The organism is Brenneria alni (assembly GCF_003666245.1).
GTDB lineage: Bacteria > Pseudomonadota > Gammaproteobacteria > Enterobacterales > Enterobacteriaceae > Brenneria > Brenneria alni.
Map to the genome: position 1 here is coordinate 33,218 of NZ_MJLZ01000020.1, position 23,915 is coordinate 57,132.

The 23,915-nt window shown below is 53.6% G+C and carries 26 protein-coding genes and 3 pseudogenes; 27 read left to right on the plus strand and 2 right to left on the minus strand.

The window, feature by feature from the left end; genetic code table 11:
• Positions 1-8 precede the first annotated feature (8 nt).
• The 11 genes and pseudogenes from BIY29_RS10555 (at position 9) to BIY29_RS10605 (ending at position 10,061) form a co-directional block, all read left to right on the plus strand.
• A complete protein-coding gene (locus tag BIY29_RS10555) occupies positions 9-1,007 on the plus strand; it encodes a hypothetical protein (protein WP_121575089.1) in 999 nt (332 codons plus the stop codon).
• Positions 1,004-2,683 (plus strand): hypothetical protein, encoded by a 1,680-nt coding sequence (locus BIY29_RS10560; protein ID WP_205680328.1) that lies wholly within the window; start codon positions 1,004-1,006, stop codon positions 2,681-2,683. The genes BIY29_RS10555 and BIY29_RS10560 overlap by 4 nt, the downstream gene beginning before the upstream one ends.
• A complete protein-coding gene (locus BIY29_RS10565; protein WP_121575090.1) occupies positions 2,670-3,485 on the plus strand; it encodes a phage BR0599 family protein in 816 nt (271 codons plus the stop codon). The genes BIY29_RS10560 and BIY29_RS10565 overlap by 14 nt, the downstream gene beginning before the upstream one ends.
• A complete protein-coding gene (locus BIY29_RS10570) occupies positions 3,485-3,793 on the plus strand; it encodes a hypothetical protein (RefSeq protein ID WP_240630085.1) in 309 nt (102 codons plus the stop codon). The genes BIY29_RS10565 and BIY29_RS10570 overlap by 1 nt, the downstream gene beginning before the upstream one ends.
• Positions 3,790-4,020, plus strand: coding sequence for a hypothetical protein (locus BIY29_RS10575; protein WP_121575091.1), 231 nt, complete (start codon positions 3,790-3,792; stop codon positions 4,018-4,020). The genes BIY29_RS10570 and BIY29_RS10575 overlap by 4 nt, the downstream gene beginning before the upstream one ends.
• 3 nt (positions 4,021-4,023) lie before the next feature.
• On the plus strand, positions 4,024-6,357 hold the full coding sequence (locus BIY29_RS10580) for a phage tail protein (RefSeq protein WP_121575092.1): 2,334 nt from the start codon (positions 4,024-4,026) through the stop codon (positions 6,355-6,357).
• Between the two features lie 4 nt (positions 6,358-6,361).
• On the plus strand, positions 6,362-6,550 hold the full coding sequence (locus BIY29_RS10585) for a hypothetical protein (RefSeq protein WP_121575093.1): 189 nt from the start codon (positions 6,362-6,364) through the stop codon (positions 6,548-6,550).
• A 96-nt stretch (positions 6,551-6,646) separates the two neighbouring features.
• Positions 6,647-8,470 (plus strand): annotated as a pseudogene (locus BIY29_RS10590) (replication endonuclease); the annotation flags it as partial.
• Positions 8,471-8,562: 92 nt separating this feature from the next.
• Positions 8,563-9,267, plus strand: coding sequence for a DNA adenine methylase (locus tag BIY29_RS10595; protein WP_121575094.1), 705 nt, complete (start codon positions 8,563-8,565; stop codon positions 9,265-9,267).
• Positions 9,268-9,361: 94 nt separating this feature from the next.
• On the plus strand, positions 9,362-9,622 hold the full coding sequence (locus BIY29_RS10600; protein ID WP_121575126.1) for a type II toxin-antitoxin system RelE family toxin: 261 nt from the start codon (positions 9,362-9,364) through the stop codon (positions 9,620-9,622).
• Between the two features lie 70 nt (positions 9,623-9,692).
• Positions 9,693-10,061, plus strand: coding sequence for a helix-turn-helix domain-containing protein (locus BIY29_RS10605; protein ID WP_121575095.1), 369 nt, complete (start codon positions 9,693-9,695; stop codon positions 10,059-10,061).
• A 467-nt stretch (positions 10,062-10,528) separates the two neighbouring features.
• On the opposite strand, the gene BIY29_RS10610 is transcribed toward BIY29_RS10605, so the two are convergent.
• A complete protein-coding gene (locus BIY29_RS10610; protein ID WP_121575096.1) occupies positions 10,529-11,575 on the minus strand; it encodes a phage portal protein in 1,047 nt (348 codons plus the stop codon).
• A 1-nt stretch (position 11,576) separates the two neighbouring features.
• On the minus strand, positions 11,577-13,298 hold the full coding sequence (locus BIY29_RS10615) for a terminase large subunit domain-containing protein (protein ID WP_121575097.1): 1,722 nt from the start codon (positions 13,296-13,298) through the stop codon (positions 11,577-11,579).
• A 161-nt stretch (positions 13,299-13,459) separates the two neighbouring features.
• Here BIY29_RS10615 and BIY29_RS10620 point away from each other — a divergent pair, with 161 nt between their 5' ends.
• The 16 genes and pseudogenes from BIY29_RS10620 to BIY29_RS10690 form a co-directional block, all read left to right on the plus strand.
• On the plus strand, positions 13,460-14,293 hold the full coding sequence (locus BIY29_RS10620) for a GPO family capsid scaffolding protein (RefSeq protein ID WP_121575098.1): 834 nt from the start codon (positions 13,460-13,462) through the stop codon (positions 14,291-14,293).
• Positions 14,294-14,315: 22 nt separating this feature from the next.
• Positions 14,316-15,362 (plus strand): phage major capsid protein, P2 family, encoded by a 1,047-nt coding sequence (locus BIY29_RS10625; RefSeq protein WP_121575099.1) that lies wholly within the window; start codon positions 14,316-14,318, stop codon positions 15,360-15,362.
• Between the two features lie 45 nt (positions 15,363-15,407).
• Positions 15,408-16,334: a phage terminase small subunit gene (gpM, locus tag BIY29_RS10630; RefSeq protein WP_121575100.1), complete on the plus strand. Its 927-nt coding sequence runs from the start codon at positions 15,408-15,410 to the stop codon at positions 16,332-16,334.
• 102 nt (positions 16,335-16,436) lie between these two features.
• Entirely contained in the window at positions 16,437-16,934 is a 498-nt protein-coding gene (locus BIY29_RS10635; RefSeq protein ID WP_121575101.1) for a head completion/stabilization protein, read from the plus strand.
• Positions 16,934-17,134: a tail protein X gene (locus tag BIY29_RS10640; protein ID WP_121575102.1), complete on the plus strand. Its 201-nt coding sequence runs from the start codon at positions 16,934-16,936 to the stop codon at positions 17,132-17,134. The genes BIY29_RS10635 and BIY29_RS10640 overlap by 1 nt, the downstream gene beginning before the upstream one ends.
• 2 nt (positions 17,135-17,136) lie before the next feature.
• Entirely contained in the window at positions 17,137-17,448 is a 312-nt protein-coding gene (locus BIY29_RS10645; RefSeq protein WP_121575103.1) for a phage holin family protein, read from the plus strand.
• The gene (locus BIY29_RS10650; RefSeq protein ID WP_420808416.1) at positions 17,420-17,929 is read left to right on the plus strand and encodes a glycoside hydrolase family 24 protein; all 510 of its coding nucleotides are present in this window, start codon (positions 17,420-17,422) and stop codon (positions 17,927-17,929) included. Before BIY29_RS10645 ends, BIY29_RS10650 begins: the two co-directional genes overlap by 29 nt.
• Positions 17,926-18,282: pseudogene (gene lysB, locus BIY29_RS10655) on the plus strand (Rz-like lysis system protein LysB); the annotation flags it as partial. The gene BIY29_RS10650 and the pseudogene lysB, both read left to right, overlap by 4 nt.
• A complete protein-coding gene (gene lysC, locus BIY29_RS20635) occupies positions 18,203-18,490 on the plus strand; it encodes an Rz1-like lysis system protein LysC (protein ID WP_240630088.1) in 288 nt (95 codons plus the stop codon). The pseudogene lysB and the gene lysC, both read left to right, overlap by 80 nt.
• Before the next feature lie 10 nt (positions 18,491-18,500).
• Complete coding sequence (locus BIY29_RS10660) at positions 18,501-18,962, plus strand: phage tail protein (RefSeq protein WP_121575106.1); 462 nt, start codon at positions 18,501-18,503, stop codon at positions 18,960-18,962.
• Positions 18,959-19,597 (plus strand): phage virion morphogenesis protein, encoded by a 639-nt coding sequence (locus BIY29_RS10665; protein WP_121575107.1) that lies wholly within the window; start codon positions 18,959-18,961, stop codon positions 19,595-19,597. The genes BIY29_RS10660 and BIY29_RS10665 overlap by 4 nt, the downstream gene beginning before the upstream one ends.
• Complete coding sequence (locus BIY29_RS10670; RefSeq protein ID WP_121575108.1) at positions 19,594-20,175, plus strand: phage baseplate assembly protein V; 582 nt, start codon at positions 19,594-19,596, stop codon at positions 20,173-20,175. Before BIY29_RS10665 ends, BIY29_RS10670 begins: the two co-directional genes overlap by 4 nt.
• Complete coding sequence (locus BIY29_RS10675; protein WP_121575109.1) at positions 20,172-20,540, plus strand: GPW/gp25 family protein; 369 nt, start codon at positions 20,172-20,174, stop codon at positions 20,538-20,540. Before BIY29_RS10670 ends, BIY29_RS10675 begins: the two co-directional genes overlap by 4 nt.
• Positions 20,527-21,423, plus strand: a complete 897-nt coding sequence (locus BIY29_RS10680; protein ID WP_121575110.1) for a baseplate assembly protein — start codon at positions 20,527-20,529, stop codon at positions 21,421-21,423. Before BIY29_RS10675 ends, BIY29_RS10680 begins: the two co-directional genes overlap by 14 nt.
• Entirely contained in the window at positions 21,416-22,024 is a 609-nt protein-coding gene (locus tag BIY29_RS10685) for a phage tail protein I (RefSeq protein WP_121575111.1), read from the plus strand. The genes BIY29_RS10680 and BIY29_RS10685 overlap by 8 nt, the downstream gene beginning before the upstream one ends.
• Positions 22,021-22,497, plus strand: a pseudogene (locus BIY29_RS10690) (phage tail protein); the annotation flags it as partial. The gene BIY29_RS10685 and the pseudogene BIY29_RS10690, both read left to right, overlap by 4 nt.
• Positions 22,498-23,915: the final 1,418 nt, after the last annotated feature.

Below are 23,915 nucleotides of genomic sequence, written 5' to 3' on the forward strand. Positions count from 1 at the left end.
GGGGATTTATGGGCTACCAAACCGGCACCGCTAACGACGTTTCAGATCTGTTGGAAAAACTGAGCATATTTGCAAGTACGCTCGGTTGGACGGTTGATAAATTCGTGTCGGGAACATCTCCAGAACTATATCTACACAATGCCGATGGATATTGGTCGTTTGGGGTTACTAGGCCAAGCTCATCATATAAATATGCGCTGTTCATTTTGGGAAATACTGGTTTTGACAATGCGCTGGCCTGGACAGCCCAGCCAGGTAGTAGCTATACCAATCATGGCAGCACAAGTAGTTGGTTCGCCAACTATCGTGGCGCAGGCACGACAGAACTGGTTCGGGGGGCGGGGCCGTTTATCAGTTACGATTTTTTCGGCACAGCGCAATATTTACACGTTATCGTACAAATTACCGCTGCCAGTTTTCGCCATTTTGGTATTGGCACGCTAAACCGTGAGGGGAATTATACTGGTGGACAATATACTTATGGCACCGCGTATAACCCTTTTGGCAATTCCGGTGTTGATAGCAATCCTGACTACAATACCTACCCATTTTGTGACAGAACAGTGTACGGCGACAATTTCTCATCGGCTGTACGGGCAGATGCGTTGGGTGATAGTGGTTCCTCTCCTTACTGGTTTTTGTTTGGCGCTACCCTTGCAGGCATTGGAGCAATCGGGCTGGGTGGTTCTGTGTTATATAATTCCGGGACTTACAGTCGGCGTCATCCCGATACAATGGCAGTGGCCACCAGCCAAAGTCAACTGGGTGCGGTGATTGCACCAGTACCCAATGCCATTATGGTTATTGGTGCCGACGGTCTATGGCGTCGGCTAGGTATCGTGCCAGATATTGCTGTCTGCCGAATGATGGGGATCACATCACGTGGACAGCTTGAGTTAAACGGCGAAACCTGGATGATTGTTCCGCCGATAAAATACATGGCTGATGGCAGGATAGTTGGTGAAAACAGTCATGTTCTCGGCTACGCCTACCGGATCACCCCATGACCAGCGTCCATATTGTTGCAAGCAGCTATCGCATCAGGCCGCCGCACAGCGCCAATATCGATAATCTGCTAACCCGCCAGGGCAGTATCCTGCTGGCAGAGCCAACAGTGATGACAAGCGGCACACTGCAGCGTACCGAAAAATCGATTGCCATACATTCCCGCGCCGGTTATCTCAGTGCCAGTTGGATTGATAGTTTTTACAACCGTATTGCGATTATCCCTACCACCCAATCCCTGGGCGCCATCAGTTCAGAGCAGACCGTCACAGTCAAAGTGTGGAACGCGTATTTATCGGCGCAGACATTGTTGAGCATGGCCATCAGCGGCGACGAGGGGATCGCACTCTCCGGTCCCGTCACTCCTCGCGAGTTCAACCGGCTCGCCATCCATGAGTGGCAACTGACAATATCGATGGACGGTCCCAGCGCCATCAACTGCACCGTGACCTGGCAGTTCGCCGGCATGGACCCCGTAACGTTTACGTTGACCGGGTCGCGCACCGTCAGTTGGCTACTGGCTCCTGACTGGAGTGATGGCATCACGGAAAACCTGGAATGGAAAACGGATGTTCATCGCTCCCAGACCGGCGCCGCGCAGCGTGTTGCCCGTCGCCTGTCGCCGCGCCGTACCTTCGAATTCAAAATTATTGCCGATGCCGCCGCACGCCGGCGATTCGAACAGCAGTTGTTCAACTATGGTTCGCGCAGTTGGGCGCTGCCGATCTACCCCGACCAGGCCCGATTGCCCGCTGTGCTGCCTGCAGGCAGCGATACTGTGCCGCTGGCGACGGCCGGCCGGGATTTTGTTGCAGGCGGTATGGCGCTGATTTGCGCGTCCACGGCGGTGACGGCCGCGCGCGAAACCGTCGAGATTGCTGGCGTCGAAGCTGAGGCACTGACGCTGTCTCGCGTAACGCAAAACGACTGGCCTGCCAGCACACTTGTCTATCCGCTACGCAGCGCTGTCATCACCGACCAGCCCCGGCTGATGCGCAAAAATGATGGCGTCATTACGGCGCAGATGCGCTTTCTTATCACAGAACACAACGCCCACAGCGACGAGCACGGCCTGACGCTGCATCGTGGTTTTCCTGTCATCGAGCCTGGCTCTGACTGGTCTGAGGATTTGACGGCGGAATATTCCCGGCTGTTGGCCGAACTGGACAACGACATCGGCATTCCGTACCGGCTCGACACGGCCGAACGGCCGTTCATCGTCCAGTCGCACGCCTGGTTGGCTGTTGGCCGCGAAAGGCAGCGTCAGCTGCGCTGCCTGCTGTATTGGCTGCGCGGCCGCCAGCGGCCGGTGTGGGTCGGCAGCCAGGCCACGGACATGATTGCCGTGGCCGATATCGCCAACCAAACCCTCGATATCGAGTCCATCGGGTTTACAGATTCCGGGGGAGCGCTGCCGGGCCGGCAGGACATTCGTATCGAAACCACGACTGGCGTTTACTATACCCGCATCACCGCCAGCGCCATCCTGGATGATGATACCGAGCGGCTGGTCATCGATGCCGCGCTGAACATCTCCCGCACACAAATTTTGAAAATCTCCTGGCTGACACTGTGCCATCTGTCCAGCGACAGTGCGGCCTGGGAGCACAAAACCGACGCCGACGGCGTTGCGGCACTGTCACTCACGTTTGAAGGAGTACGCGATGAGCTGGAGTGATTACGAATATTCGACCGCCAGCGGTCAGCCGGTGCGGCTGTATGAGTTTATTCGCGGCGGAACGCGTTATTATCGCTACACCAATGCCGACCGTGCGGTAACCGCAGGCAGTCAGACCTGGGAACCGATTGCCATCAGCGACGGCGGCATCGCATCAGGAACCGACGATGATGATATGACCGTCACGCTGCCAGCTGATAACCCGGTCGCCGAGCTGTATGACGGCGTTCCGCCGTCCCGTGCGGTACGGTTGAAAATCCATGAACTGCACTACGGTGACGCCGACGTTGAGGTCAAAACCCGCTGGGTCGGTACGCTCACCAACCGCCAGCGCAGCGATGCAGGCGTAGCAAAACTGTTCGCCGTCAGCCTGGCGGCCACCTTCGGTCGCACTGGCGTGCGTCTGACCTGGGGGCGCGGCTGCCCGTATGCGCTGTACGACCACAATTGCCGTCTCAAATCCGCCGATTACGCTGTGGCGTTGACCGTTACGGCGACGAATGGCGACGGCATCACGGTCAATATCCCGGCCGGTGTACCGGAGGGCTATTTCAGCGGCGGTTATATCGAATTTACCGCCGACGGTGTGACGGAAACGCGCGGCGCCCGCGTCCACAGCGGCAACGCCATCAATTTATTCGGCGGTTCGACCGGACTGACTGTCGGCCAGGCTGTTACCGCTTATCCGGGCTGCGATTTAACGGCTGAAACCTGCGATGCCAAATTCGGCAATATTCTGAATTTTGGCGGCATCAATCATTTACCTAGCGTCAATCCCTGGCAAATAATCAAGGTGTTCTGATGGACATGATATTGCACGTATTCAACGAGCTGTTATTTCCCTCGCCGGTTTATATCGACGGCAAACCTATAGCGATGGCGTACTGGCAGGTGTTCTATTATCTGGCTGTGATGGTCGCGTCTTATTTTATTAATCAGGCGCTGGCTAAAAACAACCAGACAAAACCGGAGGCCGCAACAGCCGATGACTGGGATTTTCCACAGACCGATGAAGGCACAGCCCAGTGCATATTTTTTGGCGACTGCTGGACCGAAGACTGGCAGGTGCTGGACTACGGTAATTATCGTTATGAGGCAATTAAAAAATGACCGGGAATAGCACGGACGTGATCGACATCTTCGTCACGATGGATCATATCCGCATTGCCGGCGGGTGCGCGCCGGGGGCCAAAACCTGGTTTCGGCGCTACGGCCTGGATTTTCGGGCCTTTATCCGCGACGGTGGCATCAGCAGCGACAAGCTACTGGCGACTGGCGATGCGCTGGCATTACGCACAGTGGCTATCGCCCTAAAATCTAACAGTAATGGAGCATAACTAGTGGGCAGTAAAAAGAAAAAAACCACTGTCGGCTATAAATACAGTTGGGATATTCATGCAGGATTGGGGCGTGGACCGGTTGATGAATTGGTTGCCATCACTGCTGACGAAAAAATCGTACTGGCGACAACAGCACAGCAGATCACGGTTAACACAACGGTCTACATCAATAAACCATCGCTGTTCGGCGGCACGGATGTCAGCGGCGAGGGGGGCGTGCAGGGTTGGCTTGAAGTCTACTTCGGTGAGGCGGACCAGGTGCCCACAGACCGTCTCAAGAGCCTCCTGACCGGCTTGGTTCCCGGTTTCCGAGGCATCGTGTCCACGTTGTTCAGCGGGCTGGTCGGTGCCTACAGCGCCAGCCCCAAACCCTGGAAGTATCGCGTTCGGCGTGCGTTGAAGGGGTGGGATAATGGCGTGGTCTGGTACCCGGAAAAAGCCAGGATTATCCTGCGAAACGATACAGCGCAAATCGAATCGGACGATATTACTGCAGGATGGGACAGCTCCATGCCAGCCATTGTTCTGGCGATTCTGGACAATCAAGGGATCAAGCCTACTGTGCCAGGTTCAGAGGACGTACCGAATATCATCGATAATCTGAAAAACATTTACGCCATGAATCCCGCTCATATTCTTGTGCAGGCAGCCATCAGCAGGGATTGGGGGCGAGGGTTATCGCTGCAAGATGATTTGGATCTGGATGCCTATCAGAAGATGGCGGATACCTTATATGAGGAAGGTTTCGGGCTATGTTTCCGTTATAACCGGCAGTCCAATCTGGACGATTTTATTCAGCAGATTCTCGATCATATCGGCGGTGTGCAATATGCGGATCTGAATACTGGAAAATTGACCGCCAAATTAATTCGTAACGATTATAACGTCGATGATTTGCCATTATTTACCTATAACAACGGTATTCTCAGCGTACAGGATGACGATAGCTCCGCAGCGGATAATGCGCCGAATGAAATCATCGTCACCTTTCACGACCCGGTCACCAATACCGACTCGACGGTTCGCGCCCAGAATCTGGGGGCTGTTCAGGCCGCTGGACTGATCAGCAAAACGGCAGATTATCCGGCCATCCCCACCCATAAATTGGCTGGACAAGTCGCCCAGCGCGATCTGGAAGCAGGCGCATCGGGATTGGCCAGGTTGAAGCTAATAATGGATCGGCGCGGAAGCGAACTGACGCCAGCGGGCGTCTTTCGCATTTCGCTGGCTGACAGGAATATAGAGAACATGGTGGTGCGCGTCGGCAACATGAAAGAGCAGGACGATGGCTCGTTACTGGTCACCGTGGTGCAGGATGTGTTCGGCCTGGCTGCGTCAACTTATAGCAGTGGCCAGCCGCAAAGCAGTTGGACGCCCCCCTCACTAATCCCGCGCCCGGTGACGCAGCAGCGGCTGATGGAAATCCCCTATACCGTCCTGGCATCCGAACTGAGTACAGCGGATCTGAACGTACTGTCGGATGAAACCTGCGTTGTGGGTATCATGGCCACCGCACCAACGTCCACGGCCATCAACTACGGTATTCAGTCCCGTGCTGGCATCGCCGACTATGCCGACCGGGGAACGGGCGACTGGACACCGGTTAGTCTGCTGCTGGCCGACGTTGGCCGCCAGGGCGACGTGTTCAGCGTGTCGTTTGACAGCGTGATGTTTGACGTGGGCGATGCGTTGCTGATTGACGACGAGATCGTGCGTATTGACGCTATCGATGCGGCCAACGGCACGCTCACAGTCGGTCGCGCCTGCGCCGACACCGTTCCGCAGAAACATAATGGCGGCGCGATTATCTGGTTCTATGACGGCTGGCTGGAGAGCGACAACGTGGATTATCTGCCGGGTGAAACCATTAGCATCCGGCTACTGACCACAACAGCCAACGGGCCGTTGGACGCAGCACTGGCCACAGTGCAAACGCTGACGCTCAATCAACGCCAGGCGCGGCCATACCCCCCCGGTAATGTTCGCATTAATGGTGTCGCCACACTGTATATCATCGCCAGCGTAGCATTCACGCTGACGTGGGCGCATCGCGACCGCGTGGTGCAAGGCAATAACCTGGTCAGCCACGACGAGGGCAACGTAGGCCCGGAGGCCAGCACGGAGTATGTCATCCGTCTATATAAAGGTTCAACGTTGGTGCGCGAGGAGCGAATCGCTGGCACCGAGTGGATCTATCCCAACCAACCCGATCCGGATGACACGACCGGCAGCACGATGATTTGGGAAGATATCGACCGCATCACGCTATACAGCGAACGTGACGGGCTGGAGAGTTTGTGGGGATATGAATTTACGGTTGTATCAGGAGGATAGTTTCATGAAGTTTTATCAATTTCCACCTTATGGCGTTAACGGCTCTGCGGTATCAGTTTGTCTGGAGCGCATCACCCATTACTACCGCATCAATTACAACGGAAACAGCGGTACGGTATTGGTGCTGGATACCGGCAAAGAGGTCAGCACTTCTATGAGGGAAGGAGATGTAAGAAAACTGCTGGAGGAGTGAAACAGAAAAAATGCATGTTTTTTGTAATTCTGTTTCACATACTGCAAAGAAATCCAGCATCATTTATCGCGCTTTTTGTGGCGCATTTATCGCACGGCGCATCAGGTTACTCCGCCGTGCTGGGGCGTGATTATCGGCGATAGCGAATCACGAAATCGTATTTACTCCGCCATTCTGCGCATTACTAATCCTGAGTGGTGGGGGCGTAAGCTGTGGCGTTTACGCTGTGAATGGCGGGAAAACCAATTCCGCGCTATTGGCGTGATCCATAAAAAGCGTATGCCGTATGTCAGCATCGACGCGCTGAACCAGTGGCAAGAGCAGCGCCGCAAAAACCGCGCATTTTTCCAAGCTCATGAATTGGTTGATGAGGATGGCAACATCGCATCACTGGAAAATATGGTGTATGCCAGCATCAGCAATCCGGTTATTCGTCGGCATGAGCTAATGACACGCATGGCGGGCGTTGAAATGGTTGCTATTTCGCGCAGTGATGAGGGGATTTTTCTTACTATTACCTGCCCGTCCCGCTATCACGCCACCATTCAGAGCGGCCATCAAAATCCCAAGTGGGATACCTCATCCCCTCGCCAGGGACAACGCTACTTATGCAAAACTTGGGCTAAGGCTATGTCGGCACTCAACCGTCGCGGCCTGCGGCCCTATGGTTTTCGTGTGGCCGAACCGCATCACGACGCTACACCGCACTGGCATGTTTTGCTGTTTATGCCGCCAGAAGACAGAAAAGAAATTACCAGCATTTTGCGTGAATACTTCATTGCCGAAGACCGTGCGGAGTTGGGCCGCAATACCGGCGCCCGTTTCAAAGCGAAGAAGCTCGATCCGAAAAAGGGCAGCGCTACGGCATACGTGGCGAAATACATCAGCAAAAACATTGATGGTTACGCGCTCGATGGGGAGCTTGACGGAGAAACCGGAAAACCCCTGCGCGAGACGGCTAAGTTTGCGATGGCGTGGGCGTCTCAGCATAACATTCGCCAGTTTCAACCGTTCGGCCTGCCGCCGGTCACGGTATGGCGCGAACTGCGCCGACTGGCGAACCAGCTTACTGCGATGCAGAAAGAAGCCGGAACATTTAAACGCGGTGCCGCCCAGCTTGCCGATCCCGCAATGGATGCCGTGTTAGCGTCTGCCGATGCCGGATGTTTTGCCACTTATATTGAAAAACAAGGCGGCGTGCTGATCCCCCGTGAACGTTACACCGTGCGCATCGCCTACGAGGATGCGCAAGAGCAAAACGAATACGGCGAGACTCCAGAAAAAATCTTTGGTGTTTTCTCCCCGCGTTTGGGCGAGCTATCCCGCATTTGCACCCGTCTTATCAAATGGAAGATCCGCAAAAAACAGGCATCAGACGCAGCCGCTAATGATAGCGCTGGGCGTGGTTTGGCCGTTACGCCGCCCACCGGCGGCGCTTGGAGTTCTGTCAATAACTCTACGGTAGACGAAAAAACAAACACTTCCGAGCCAACCGATAGAGAGATTGACGGTACGTCTGAACAAGAAAGCATCGACTTTGAGCACATGACAGACACGGAACGGCGTGGATTGCTTAACCGTCTTAGATCGCAGCCACCGGATCAGCGACATAACAAACACTCGTCCACAACTCATCCCGTTAAAGCGAATGAAAAACAGCCGGTTATCAAACTGTCGGACGACTGGCGCACAAGAGTTGCCGATTTCGCCCGGTCGTTGGGCTGGTATATCAGCAGCGGAGAGATTCAGCGCCTGGCTATGGGGTTTGCGATCACCTTTTCCGGGCAGTCTTACGTTGCGCGGCCTGATGGGTGCCTGTACTGCGCGTCAGTGAAAGGCAGGGAATCGGGAAATCAGGATAAAGCGGCGGCGTTATTACGGCGCGTCGCTGCGCTACGGGAGTTAGCGGCACAGTTATAGCTGGTTGTGTTGGCCATACCTGGGAACACAGACAGAAATGACATTACTTCAGCAAAGATAAAAACAGCTATGTGGTACCGAAAGGGGGAAATATGGGGTATTTGGGGAGCAAGGCGGCGTCCGGCGCGTATCAGAAAATTATCGCTAACATGCCGCCGCATGATGTGTACGTTGAAACTCATCTGGGTGGTGGCGCCGTCATGCTGAATAAGCCGCCCGCGAGGTTAAATATTGGGATTGATATTGACCCGGATACCGTTGAGGCGTTTTGCCAGTTCAACCCTGAGTTTGTAGATCGGCTAGATACGCAGCTAAGAATCATGAATGAGGATGCCATTGATTTTTTGCAAAGCCACGACCTCGAATCAATGGGCCGTACTTTGATTTATGCAGACCCTTCCTATCTGCTGGAGACCAGAACCAGCCGCACCCGCTATCGGCATGAATACACTGTTGATGACCATCGGGAGTTGATCGCTATTCTGCGGCAGGTTCCTTACAGCGTAATGATTTCCGGCTATCCGTCGTCGCTTTACGATGAGCTATTGTCTGGCTGGCGCTCTATTGAATTTCAGGTGATGACGCGCGGCGGGGCCAGGACAGAAAAACTATGGATGAACTATCCAGAAAACCCGGCCTACAGCGCGAAGTATGCCGGTAAAGATTACATTGATCGGCAGCGCATCAAGCGAAAAGCGGAAAGATGGGCGGCTAAGTACCGGGCTATGTCGCCAGCGGAACGGCTGGCGGTAATGACGGCTTTGTGTGAAATTGATGGCAGAGCACAAAATAATTAGATTTATGATTAGATAGTCATTGATGGAATTAGATAAATATCTTATTATTATCTCATCCCAAGCGGATATGCTCTTTAAAAAACCGAGGAAGCTGATGGTAAAGGTAATCTGGACAAGGAAAGCGTTGAAACAACGTTCAACGATAGACCGAAGATATCAGGACACCATAAGTGAGAAAGTTGCCGAACTGAAGAACTTCCCCGCCGTCAAACTGGATATTACTACGCTGAAGGGTGAGGCGGGTAAATTCAGGCTACGGATTGGAGACTACAGGGTAATTTTTGAAATCATTAAAGGTGAGCCAGTTGTCTGTGAAGTTCAGGCGGTCAAGCGCAGAACATCAACAACTTACTAATTATCAGGCGGGGTAACCCGCCAGTTTCCTTATGACATACACCGCGACTCACTGACACCCGGATGAAATTATGTCAAAACTACAATTTATCAATGACGTGAACGGTAAACCACAGTTCGTGGTATTACCAATCAAAGAGTATGAAAAGATGTTGTCTGATAGCGATTCAGGCTATGAGGACATTCCTTATGTTGCTGATGAGCACGATAACGAAACTGTGCCTAACGACGTGGTAGAAATCATGTTCCGTGATGATGTTAGCCTGCTTGCTGCCTGGCGCATCCATCGTGGATTATCACAATACGATGTGGCCGAAAAGCTGGGTACAACACAATCAGCGGTTTCACAGTGGGAAGCGAAAGATTCCCGCCCGCAGAAAAAAACCCGCGAAAAACTGGCCGAACTTTATCACTGCCGTCCTGAGCAAATGACGCTTTGATGATGTTGCTACTGACCCGCTCCGGCGGGTTTTCTTTTGCCTGAAAGCTACTGCAAAATTCTGCACAAATTTGCACAATTTTTTCACATCACCGAATCCCATCCCGCGCCAGTGCTGGCGCGGTTCTCCCTACCCTGAGATATTGCACAAAAAGAGGCATGTTTAGCGCGCAGGCGAGGCGGGGGAGCAAGCGCGCGCTTTGGGGGCTAGGTAGGGGGTCTGATGCCTCCTAAATCGCTTGCTGGGAGGTGCGCACCGCATCGGTGCGTCAGTCGGATAGGTGTGTGAAAACTCGCCAGTGTGCCGCCTGTCGCGTCTGGTGTGGGAATAATGGGCTGCGGTAAATGGATCGTTGTGGCTATGCTCGATGCATAGCGTTTGGGGAGTTATCGGGGCGTTGGCCGGAATAGTCAGCCATGACTATGTTATCCTGATCGCCACGCCGCCGGGCAGCATGGCCGTGATGATTATTTGTCTGTATCCAGCAGCGCGTAGGGGTTGAAGCGGATCACTTCCTCACCCAGCCATTCATTTACATACTTCATCGCTTCCATGACCGGGGTAAGTTCATTGATGGCGAATACCTTTGCGGCCTTTTCAATATCACCAAATGAACCATTGCCTTCAGGAATGGCGCCCATCAGTTGAGGCGGCACGCGATGCGCAGCCAGAATGTCATCACGCGTTGCCGACTTAACGCCAATGAATTCATCCTTTGCCGATATCTGACTGAACGGCAGGATCTGCACAGAGTCTTTACCACCATTTGGCGCATGTAGCAGGATGTTTTTGAATGCCCCGCCCCGTCGCGTATCCGTCAGCGTCTTTTTTAATTTGCCCAGGCTCTCCTGATCGGCAATGGCGCTGTTGACGTAGACAATGCAGCCCGCATGACTGCCGTTGTCGTAGTACAGTTTGCGAAACATATCGGCAGAGTGCGACAGGTTGGCGGACAGCAGCCCCGCCAGATATTCAGGCATCCCGTAGATTTCCTGATGAATATCAGGATTGATAACGTGACAAACATCACCGGTTTTAAAAGAATAATCATCCAGCCCGGACTGAATAAACCAGTAGGTATCCAGATCGGAACCGCGCCGGGTGTACTTTGCCAGGACGTGACGTAACGATAGCGGGCCACCAAACACGTTCTTACGTAATTCAAGATAGGCATTGCCGAAAACCAGCCAGTCAAGCGCAAACGCAGAGAACATCTGGCGAGACAGCAAATTGTGAGGGATGAAACAACCGGCCAGCACATTGCGCTTGAATATCAGCGCCGACTGGTGCCAACTGGCATGACCGAATTGTCGCGCCAGACCGTACCAGTTGATCGGCGTCTCGTAGTACCGGCCATTGTCGGCGCAATACATCGAGTCCAGCAAGTCATAGGACGATGTGACCGGCCAGGGGCCGTCAAACGTAAACGTGTTCAGGCCGGGGAGTTTTTGTAGTTCTGCGGCCAGATCCGTCCCGGCTTGCCGCCGCGCACGCGGTGATTTTCGTCTGCTCAATTTAATACTCCATAACCGTCATTGTGCTGCCGCCGTCTTGCCCCAGCGGTTCGTTAATAATCGCGAGCATGGTCGCCCAGGCAAGATCGCCGTGGCTAACGCCTCGCGTGCGATCGGTGTCATACGTGATAACCCCGCCGGGGGTAACAATCTTGCGTACAGCGCTGAACGCCGTGATCAGGTCATACTCTCCCCTGTCATACTCCCAGCGCCCGCCCCGGACTATCTGTTGCATTTTCAATACCAGCATCCGCTTGCTGGCTGGTGAGAACTGATAGCAGACTGCCGCCGGGAATCTTTTCTTTACCAGTTGGTAAACCGCCTCACCAATACCGCTGCCGTCAATACCAATGTGCTGAACGTTGTAGCGTGACAACATGCCGATAATCATGTTGGCCTGTTCTTCAAACTCCATGCCCCGGATACGTAACGTTTCAATGGTGCGGAATTTGCCACCGCCGACCAACGGCGCTGCACTGACTGAAATAGCGCCGCTGTCACCTTTCCCGCTGGCGCCGTTGGGATCGTAGCCAATCCATACCGGGCGATCGGCCATTGGCCGCATTGCATACGGTTTCCAGTCCGGCCAGTCGTCATAACCATCAGCGCCGCAGGTCAGCAGCATGTTGTAGTCGAAAGCCGATTCGCCGTTTTTAATAAACTGGCAATCGTAAAGATTGTTGTATTCCTCCGGGCTGTTCTCCTGGCGGATTTCGTCAATATCGGTGAGATCCCAGCCGTGATCGATGGCGTCCTGTAGCGTGACAATCTGCCGCCAAATGTTGTCGGGACACATCAGGCCGCAGTTGAGCGTCTTCCATGAGGTATCGAATTCAACGCGCTTTCCGTGCGTGCGCCCCTTGTTGAAGGCTTCCCCTGTCCAGAACGGATAAGCCTCATGACTTTCAGCCGAAGGGGTAGAAAAATAGGTACGCGTTAACCCTTTCAGGGTTGCCATTGCGCCCGCCACTTTTTTGAGGTTGGCGAACCGACCGACCCAAAAAAACTCATCAAAATACAGATTGCCGGTGTAAGACTGCGCCGTCGCCGCTGAGGTGCCGAGAAAATGAAGTTCGCCACCGTTGGCAAGTTGGATCATGTCGCCGCCTTTCAACTCAACGTCAACCTCTTCCGCAGCAGAACGAATAAAGCTGCGAAACTGGTACGCCTGGCGACGGCTGGCCGACAGAAATATTTGGTTGCGCTGATGCTTGTACTTCACCTCATCAGTCAGCGCCCGTAATAACGCTTCGCGGGCGAAATACCAGGTCGCTCCAATCTGACGAGATTTAAGGATTGCCCGGTTACGGTGATGATGATTGTCGTACCAGCCCTGCTGATGCCAGTGCAGCGAACTAAGAATGTTTTCACGCAGTGCGGCGATCTGTGCCTCTGAAAAAAAATTCTGTTTCTTGCGGATCTTCTTTTTCGGTTGAGTGGCCGTAGTGCCGTTATCCAGCTTTTTCAACTGACGTGTCAGCAGGTCGATTTCTTTAAAGTCGCCGCCGGTCTTTTTTTCCTTGCCGGTCAGTTGCACCAGTCGCGCATCAATGGACGTAGTGATCCGTTGAATCGGCGGCGTTTCGTCCCATTCGTCGCGCTTTTTCCAGGCATAGACCGTATTTTGGTTGATACCCATCAGACGCGAGATCTCCGCCGGGGGGTAGCCCTGCCAGTAAAGCTGTCTCGCCCGCTGCCTGATGAATGCTTCCTGAACCGTCATTGCCGTCCCCTCATTTACTGATGGGGAGGTTAACCCGCGCGCGCGGGTGTTTTCCTGCGGCTACGGTTGTCTGATTTCTCCTACAACAACAAGGCGTTGAGGGGACAGCTACCGCCCTGCCATCATCATCGGGAACTCAACAAATTCGTGAGCAAGCAAACATGGCAGGCAAAACGAGTACCCGTAAAAAATTCCGTGTCATGACCTCCGGCACCACCATTGATGGCCGTAGCGTCAGCCGCGATCAAATTCATGCGATGGCGGCGGCATATAACCCGGCGGTTTATGGCGCCCGAGTCAATATTGAGCATTATCTGTCGCCATTCCCGGACAGCACATTTTGTGCAATGGGCGATGTGATGGCCCTTTCCGCCGAGGATATCGCTGAAGGGCCATTAACAGGCGAAGCGGCATTATTTGCCGAAATTGAACCTACAGACCGCATGAAAACCATGACCGACGATGGGAAAAAGATTTATTCCAGCGTCGAAATTCACCCCAAATTCTCTCTGACTAACGGCCCGTATCTGGTCGGCCTGGCAATGACTGACACACCGGCCAGCCTGGGAACTGACAAGCTGAAATTTGCCGCTGAAAAACGCAGTGAAATTATGCGGTTCAGCGTGGCAGATGCTGTACCAACCATGTTTACCGCAGCTATTGAGGCAGATTTGGTGCAGGCAGAGCAGGTGCGCGCCGACTCCGGCAAAGAGTGGTTTTCCCGCGTGATGGGCATCCTGGGTAAAGGCAAGAAAACCGACGATGAGCGATTCAGTCAGGTGCATCAGGCGGTTGAAGTGGTTGCACAGTCACAGGCCGATTTGAGCGACCAGTTCAGTACCGCAGAGCAGGAACGCGCCAGCAATAAACAGGCCATCGAGAAGCTGACCGCTGATCTGACCGCGCTACAACGGAAGCTGGAAACCACGGACGGTAATTTCAGCCGCCGCCCGCCTGCCAGCGGTGGCGACGCCGGTCAACTGGCTGAATTCTAATTCAATACGAGAGAACCCAGACATGAGAAATGACACTCGCAAACTGTTTGATCAGTACGTGTCCCGACAAGCGTCGCTGAATGGCGTCACCGTGGACGCGGTGGCGGCGCGGTTCAGCGTCGATCCCAGCGTACAGCAAAAGTTGGAAGCGGCAGCACAGGAAAGTGATGCTTTCCTGAAACAAATCAACATATTTGGCGTGAATGAACAGATCGGTGAAAAAATCCTGATCGGCAGCAAGGGGCCGTTGGCTGGCGTAAACAACAGCACAACCACGCGCCGCAACCCCGCCCCTAACGACAGCATGACGCCTTACGATTATATGTGCCGCAAGGTCAATTACGACTATGCGATCAAATACGCACAGTTGGATGCCTGGGCGCACCGGCCTAATTTCCAGCCGCTGATCAGCGCGGCGATGACGCGCCAGATGTCGCTTGACCGCATCATGATCGGCTTTAACGGCACCAGTTATGCCGATCCGTCAGACCGCACAGCCAATCCGCTGTTACAGGATTGCGGGATTGGCTGGTTGCAAAAAATCCGCAACGAGGCATCACACCGCATTATCAGCGGCGTGACCATTACTTCGCGCGACCAGAACAACGGCATTATCGCGACCGGCACCTATGGCAACGTGGACGCCGCCGTGTATGACGCGAAAAACAGCCTGATGGATGAGTGGCACAAGCGTAACCCGGATAACGTGGTGATCCTGGCCGGTGATCTACTGACAACCAGTAGCTTCCCGACCATTAACGCCATGAGTCAAACCAACCCCAACAGCGAAATGCTGGCCGGTCAGTTGATTGTGGCCCGCGAACGCGTGGGGAACATGCCGACCTTTATCGCGCCGTACTTTCCGGTCAGCGGCATTCTGATTACGCCGTTTAAAAACCTGTCGCTGTATTACCAGAACGGCGGGCTGCGCCGCACCATCAAAGAAGAGCCGGAATATAACCGCGTCGCTACCTATCAATCGTCTAACGATGATTTTGTCGTGGAGGATTACGGCGCCGTGGCATTTATCGACGGCATTACCTTTGCGCAGGCAGAAAACGGCGGTTAATGACACGCAGGCGGGCCATGCCCGCCGCTATTCGGGGACAGGATAATGCTGACACCGGCACAAAAACATTTTCAAAGGGTCATGGCCGAGCGCCACGGCAACGCGGAAACGCAGACGGACACCGCCCGCACCGCACATGAACAAATTATGCACCGGCTGCGCATGGATCAGAGTGCATTACGCAAAGTGCAGTCCGACCAGGCGAAAGCCGCCATGAAACAGCGGTTGCTGCCACAGTATGAGGGCTGGATTGACGGAACGATTGAAGGCGACAGCGGGCGACAGGATGAAGTGATTGTCACCCTGATGGTGTGGGCGATCGATGCCGCTGATTATCCGCTTGCGGTGCGTATTGGCCGCTATGTGGTTACTCACGGCCTCGCCATGCCAGACCGCTTTAACCGTACTGCGCCGACCGTGTTGGTTGAAGAAATCTGCGATCCGATTCTGATACAGGTGAAAGCCGACGACACCACCGATATTTCCACCTATCTGACCGTGTTGAATGACGTCGCCCAGATTGTTGACGGTAAAGACATGCCGGATCAGGTGCGCGCCAAACTGTTTAAAACCCGCGCCTTTGCGCTGCGCAGCGGAACCGAAACCGACCAGGTGATGGCGCTGGAATACCTGCGCGAGGCGTTAAAGCTGGATGCGGGCGCGGGTGTGAAGAAAGAAATCGAACGCCTGGCGCGTCTGGTTAAGAAAGCCAGCCAAGCCGTTGATGCAGAGGGTGGAACTGATGCAGGTAACGGGGAGGATGCCGGTAATAGTGCCAATAGTGCCGGGGATGCAACCGAAGGCGCGACGGCTGACGGAAACGCTGAAGCATCGTCAAATGCGGCAGTGGTGGCCACGGCAACGAATAAGACCTCAACCCGAAAAACAACACGCAAAACGGCGGCGACAGCCAGGAAAACAACGACCCGCAAGGCTGTGGCTAAGAAAACCGCGACCGAAAAAACCGAATAAACGACTTGCGCCCCGTGCGCTGGCGGCGCGGGCGGAGATCTGCAACGTATCGCGGGTGCTTTTCTCCACTCGCTCACCGCCAACCTTTAAGGAGATTGGGCTATGAGCTTTGTTGCCGGACGAATCGTCACCGCCGCCGCTGACGATGTGCCTGATACCGATGATAACGGCGAGAGAATTAGCGCTGGCGCGTTCTGGCCGGAGATCTCGCTAAGTGATGTCCGCATGGAAATGCGCATTAACGGCGCAGTGACGACAACCCGGCTAAAGCACGTTGTGATCGAGGCTGTCGCGCATGTCACTGACCAGTTAGCGAAGTGGCAAGCCGACCAGTCGAGCGCTGGTTATGCATCGCTCGCTCTCATCCCTGCGGCGCAGATAAACGGTGAAAGCGTGAAGGTATATCGCTACCGCCGCGCGGTGTTCAGCATCGCCCGCGCGCTGCTTATTGAGAACTACCGCGACGTTGATACGACCGGCGATGCGGGCGAGAAACACGCTAGCGCGTTGACCTTGCAAGCGGCGGATCTGTGGCGTGATGCGCGCTGGGCGATTTCCGACATTATTGGCGCTGTGCGCAATCTTGCGGAGACGTTTTAGTGAAAGTGAAAGCGCTACAGGGCGATACCGTCGACCAACTGTGTTACCGGCATTACGGACGCACGGAAGGCGTAACCGAGGCGGTGATTGCCGCCAACCCCGGCCTGAGTGGTCAATTATTTCTGGCTGCGGGTCAGTCAGTCGAAATGCCGGATAGCGTTGAGGCCGAAGAGCCGCAGACCATCCAGCTTTGGAGCTAATTGTGAATGAAGCGGAAAAAAGTGTCGTCACGCTGTTTGTTATCGGCGTGTTGATAGCGGTGGGAAAAGTATTAGCCGGTGGTGAACCGATCACCTTGAGGTTATTTATCGGGCGCATGTTGTTGGGCGGGTTTGTATCAATGGTGGCCGGTGTGGTGCTGGTTCAGTTTCCGAATCTGCCGCTTACAGCCATATGCGGCATTGGCTCCATGCTGGGGATTGCCGGTTACCAAACCATTGAGTTACTGATCCGACGGCGTGCCAATCAATTGGGAAAGAAAAACGATGAGGCAAGCGGGGGCGAGAATGGCTAACCATCCGAATGTTATTGCATTTCTTGACATGCTGGCCTTTTCGGAAGGCACGGCCTATCACTCGCTGACGCGTAATTGTGGCTATGACGTGATCGTGACCGGCATGGATGGCAAGCCGGAGGTTTTTACCGACTACAGCGATCACCCTTTTGCCTCTGGGCGACCAGGCAAGGTATTCAACAAACAAGGGCAGCGATCAACGGCGTCCGGGCGTTACCAACAGCTTTACTGGTACTGGCCGCATTACAAGGCGCGGTTGGCATTACCGGATTTCAGCCCCGAATCACAGGATAGGCTGGCGATACAACTGATCACTGAACGCGGCGCGCTGAATGATGTGATCGCCGGACGGTTTGACCGCGCCGTATCGAAGTGCCGGAACATCTGGGCGTCGTTACCGGGCGCCGGATATGGACAGCGTGAGCATAACCTTGATCGCCTGCTGGTTGCCTATCGGCAGGCAGGCGGGCAAATCGCATGAAGACGGCGCTGATTATTGGCGCAGCAGTCTTGCTGCTGCTATCCGGTCTGGGCGTGCAATCGCTGCGACTCAATCATGCGCAACAACTGAATGACCAGCAGAGCAAGGCGCTCAAACAGCAGCAGGATGCGCTGAACGAAAAAAATAACCAACTGGATGCGTTGGCTGGCCAGTTGAAACGCAGTGATGAAGAACAGGCGCGACTGCGTGAGTTGGCAGCAAAAAATCACGCGGCATTGTCCGACAGGCAGAAACTGATCGAGAGGTTAAAACGTGAGAATCAAGAGCTTAAGCGTTGGGCTGACACTCCTTTGCCTGCTGATATTGTCAGGCTGCGCCAGCGTCCCGGCTTCAACGGCGGTAGTGCTTACCGTAAATGGTTGTCCGAAGCTGACGCCGTGCCGGTTTCCGGCATCCAGTCCGCAGACCAACGGCGAACTGAATAACCAGCTTGATGAAACAGAAGCGGCCCTGGCTGACTGTGCCGATCAGGTTGATATCACTATCGCCTGTCAGGATCGCGCAGATGCGCCGACAGGATTAAATCAGAAGCGGGAATAAGGGTTAAACAATGCTAAAGGCTGAATCATTGCGCGCAGCGCTGACAGAAAAAAACCGTTGGTGCAAAGCCAACCCGGAGGGCGTAACCGTCTGGGTGGAAAAAGGCTCTATTGAAATAGCCGGTGATGATAGCTCTTTCATGTACCGCTATCCGATCAGCGTTTTTGCAATGGACTACCCTGGCAATATTGACGACCTCACATTGCCGATCCTCGACTGGATTCGTGTTAATCAGCCCGACCTACTATTGAATCCCGATAAAAACAAACTGATTGAATTCGATGCGGATATTGCCAACGACGACACCGCAGACGTGCTGTTTAAAATCCCCGTATGGGAGCGAGTGATCGTCACGCGCGACGAGGACGGCGCGGTGACCGCCGAACATTTGGCTGAACCTCGCCCGCGTCTGGCGGGTGGCGAATGGGACGCAGTTTTTGAAGGTGAAATGACGCAAGAGGCCCGGTCATGAGCAACAACGATACCCTGTTTCATCAGCTTGATGAGGTATTTAACGGCATCCTGGCGGGAATGTCCGCACAGGGGCGCCGCGCATCAGCCAGGGCTATCGCGATCTCTCTGCGCCGCAGCCAGCAACAGCGCATTACGCGGCAGCAGAACCCGGACGGATCGCAGTATGAGAAGCGCCGCCGTAAGGTGCTGCGCTCGCAGGCCGGGATCAGCTTTGTCTGGAACGATGAAACACGCCGCCTGAAAAACTGGCGTGCTACCCGTGGAAAACGTGGGCGAATGCTGACCGGTTTCGATGAGGATCGCGGGGCTATACGCTCATTTTATCGCGCCGACATAGCGCGCTATCTCAATATCAATTTTGCTCAAACCAAAAAGGATACGACAAAAGCCGATCCGATGTTCCGCCGTCTCAGAACAGCCAAATGGCTGCGCACTAAAGCAGATGCGGCAGGCGCCACGATCGGATTTTCAGGCGTCGCCGCCCGCATTGCCCGCGCGCATCAGTTAGGACTGAAAGATAAAGTCGGCGGCAATGCCTCCGTGACGTACCCGCGCCGCGTGCTGCTTGGCCTGAGCGAAGCAGACCGGCGGATCATCGCCGAGAAAATGATTGAATCTATGAGGTTGTCATGACTGCTGAACTATTCCGGTTGCTGGGGAATGTGCTGCGGGTCGGCACGGTGACAGAAATAGACGTGGACGATTGGCGAGTCCGTGTCAATTCGGGGGAATTGAACACGGATTGGTTACGTTGGCAAGCGACACGCGCAGGCGCTTTCAGTATCTGGCTCCCGCCGTCCGTAGGCGAACAGGTTTTGCTCGGCTGTATCGGCGGGAACCCTGAAACCGCCGTCATTCTCGGCAGTCTGTACAGCGGTGAAAACCCGGCGCCGGGCAGCAGTATCAATGAAATGGTAATCAAAGCCCCGGACGGTGCGACGATTCGATATGACGCCGCCGCCAGCGCGTTGGAAGCCAGCGGAATGAAAACAGCGCGCATTGTCGCATCAGTTGGCGTAACGCTGGAAACCCCGGTTGTTGAATGCACTGAGCATCTTGTTGCAAAAACCTTTTCATTCACTGAGGGCGGGGAAATGCAAGGCGATGTTAATCATTCAGGCGGCGCGTTTAAGTCAAACGGAGTGCAGGTTGACGATCACGATCACGGCGGCGTAGAGAGTGGGCCAAGCTGGACGGTGGGCATAAGATGAGCGCTCGCTATAAGGGTATGAATCCGTCCGGTACGGGAACGCTGACAGACAGCGATCACCTGTGGCAGTCCGTGCGCGACATATTGACCACGCCAATCGGCTCCAGGGTGATGCGCCGTGATTATGGTTCGATCGTGCCTGATTTGATTGACGCGCCTCAGAACGAAGTTACACGTATGCAGTTAATGAGCGCCGCGGTTATTGCGTTAACACGCTGGGAGCCGCGGATCGCCCTGGACACGGTAGATATTACCTATTCCGCATCCGGTCAGGTTGAGGCGAGATTACACGGACTCATCACCGAAACGATGGAATCAGACAGCGGAACGGTAACGATAAAAGGGGGTAACAGTGGCAACGGTTGATTTATCGCAGTTACCCCAGCCGCAGATCATTGAAGTGCTGGACTTTGAAGTGATTTTGCAGGACGTGAAAGTGGTCATGATCGCTGCCTTTCCTGCTGACCAGCAAACATCTGTTGCTGCCGCGCTTGAACTGGAGTCAGAGCCATTGAACCAGATTGCGCAAGTGGTCGCCTATCGGGAAATGATGCTACGCCAGCGGATTAATGAAGGTGCCGCCGCCTGTATGTTAAGCCATGCCGTATCAAGTGACCTGGATAACCTGGCGGTAAACCTGAATACAGCACGGTTGATCATTACTGACGCCACGGAAACGGCTGATGCAGTGATGGAAGGCGACGACGCATTTCGCCTGCGTGCACAAGCGGCGTTTGAAGGTCTTAGCGTGGCCGGGCCAACGGCGGCATATGAATATTTTGCTAAGAGTGCGAACGGAAAAGTCAAAGACGCTAAAGCGATTAGCCCGTCACCGGCTGCGGTGGTTGTATCGGTGCTTTCTTCCGAGGGGAACGGCGGCGCATCTGCTGAATTGCTGGCTACCGTTGAAGCGGCGCTTTCTGCCGAGGATAAGCGACCGGTCGGTGACCGGTTGACCGTGCAGAGCGCGGAGATCGTCAGTTATCAGATTAACGCCCTGCTTTACCTTTACCCCGGCCCGGAATCAGAGCCGATCCACAACGCGGCACAACAGGCGCTGGGATCGTGGATCAGTGAACAAGGGAAAATTGGGCGTGATGTGGCCCGCTCGGCAATCATGGCGGCGCTGCATGTGCAGGGTGTGCAGCGTGTTGAACTGCTGGAGCCTGCGGCGGATATCGTTATCAGCGATACCCAGGCGGGATACTGCCAAGCCTTCACCCTAGAAGACGGGGGTACGGATGAGTAATAGCCTGCTGCCGCTTTCTGCCAGCGGTTTTATGCGCCATGTGGCGACGGGGGCCAGCCGCCTTAGCCGTCTGCCAGTCGATCTCAATACGTTGTGGAACGCGGATAAATGTCCGGTCGAACTGCTGCCCTATCTGGCCTGGGCGCTATCCGTTGATCGCTGGGACAAACGCTGGTCGGAGCAAACCAAACGCCAGGTAATTAAGGCAGCATGGCTGGTACACCGTCAAAAGGGAACTATCGCCGCCATACGGCGTGCAATAGAGCCGTTTGGCTATCTCGTTCGTGTTATTGAATGGTTCCAGAACGGCGGAGAGCCAGGCACTTTTCAACTTGCTGTTGGTGTTAATGAACAAGGTATTACCGACGAAATTTACCGGGAGTTGGAACAGCTTATTGAACAGGCAAAACCCTGTTCACGCCACCTCACAGCACTGTCTATCAACCTTGACGTTAACGGCGTGATAACCGCCGGGGCCGTAGGGTATTTGGGCGATGAACTAACCGTTTACCCATACATGCCGCAAGTTATCAGCGCCACCGGGTTAACCATGGTCGGCGCCAGCATTCACATCATCGACAATATGAGCGTAACCGCATGAGCACGACATACTTTGCATTATTGACAAACATTGGCACCGCTAAGTTGGCGAATGCCGCTGCGCTGGGGACTCAATTAAGTATTACTGAAATGGCGGTAGGTGATGGTGGCGGTGTATTGCCTACACCAGCCCCGACGCAAACCGCACTGATCAATGAAACACGGCGCGCACCGCTTAATATGTTGAGCATTGACCCAGACAACGCCAGCCAGATTATTGCCGAGCAAGTCATACCTGAATCGGTGGGCGGATGGTGGATACGTGAAATCGGGCTGTATGACGATGACGGTGATTTGGTTGCTATCGCCAACTGCCCGGAAACCTACAAACCACGTTTACAGGAAGGTTCCGGGCGTGTTCAGACCGTGCGCATGATTTTGATTGTCAGTAATACGGAGGCCGTGACGCTAAAAATTGATCCCTCTGTTGTATTGGCAACCAGAAGTTATGTTGATTCGGCTTTGTTGGAGGTCGGCGCGGAATTAAAAGATTTTGTAAAAGTTAGTGATTTTTCGCAATATGGCGGTATTGCATCAATTCGGGATGTGGGCCGCGCTTCCGGGGCGTCGGTCGCTTTATTTCCTCGCCTGATGAATAAGTTGTCTGCATATAGACATGGCAATCAAGCCTATCAGAAAGTATTTAATTTTGTGGGGTTCGGTTCATCTGTCGGAGTGGGGGCTACACTGCCAGATCCAACAAGTCAGGCACCAGTTGCAAGATTCTTTGAGTATTTTAATTCATACTTAAATAGTGCCAGAATTTATCCTTTACAGTTTAAGAATTATTCTGTTAATGGATCTTTTATTTCAGGATTTACTACGCCATTTAACCAGTCAATTCAGGATGGGAGTTCTCCTGATTTAGCTTTATTTATTTATGGCATGAATGATTTTGCGCCAGCAGGATATAATGCGGGCCAAACTTTTGGCGGAGCGAATGGCTTTTCTAAAAGACTGGAGGACGCGATAATAAAAGTTCAGGCTGCCGGTGGGGATGTTGTCCTTGTGACCACGCCGCACCCTCACTCTGGGAGAATGGATCACTCGCTTCCACCTAGTGTAGACATGTTGTGGCCGTCACATGCTTCAGCTCCAGTAGCCGATGAAAATGTTATACCACCAGTATCGGATGCTATAAAAACAATTAACTGGAATGGAGTAGACATACAAGCTGACCATCGATTTCTTCGGGGAAATGACGCAATCAGGAAAACCGCTGTAAAAATGAAGGTGTTACTTATTGATGCGGAAAAATACTGGTTTGATGCAGTGTCAAAATATGGCGAAGATGCTTTATTTGATATTGGACAAATAAATCACCCTAATGAATTGGGGCATGAGAATTCGTTCTGTGCCGCGTTTATTGATTTTTTCAAGAGTACTGTTGATTGTGGATGGACGCCGCCAAATGCCAGCAGTGATGCACTGCTTGATGTTGGCGGCGGCGGAGTATATCCAAATCCAACTGGTGGAGATATATCGTTGATGGCTTCAGGCGTGAGGGAAAATGCACTTGTTGAATATGATAAATATGGCAGGCCCTTAAGAAAGGTTTCTCATGAAGGGGTTGTATCAACGTACTTCTATACATCAAAGGATCCAGCATCTGGATCAGCGGGATATACATCGAGAATGGATGAACAGTTGATTCGTTCTGGTGTACAAAATGAAGGAGAGGTGATTGATTTTGTTATACCTCATCGTGCAGCAGTAGATATAATAATTGATGTTTTTACGCCGAATACTGATTTAGTGGTTCAAACATCAAAGATTCTGGCTAATAACAGAAATGGCAAGGTGATATTCAGTACTTATGCAGAAAATATCACAAGCGCAAGCGGGACTCTGTTTACGTTAAGTGCCGTTGATAATACAGAGGATGTTAACGC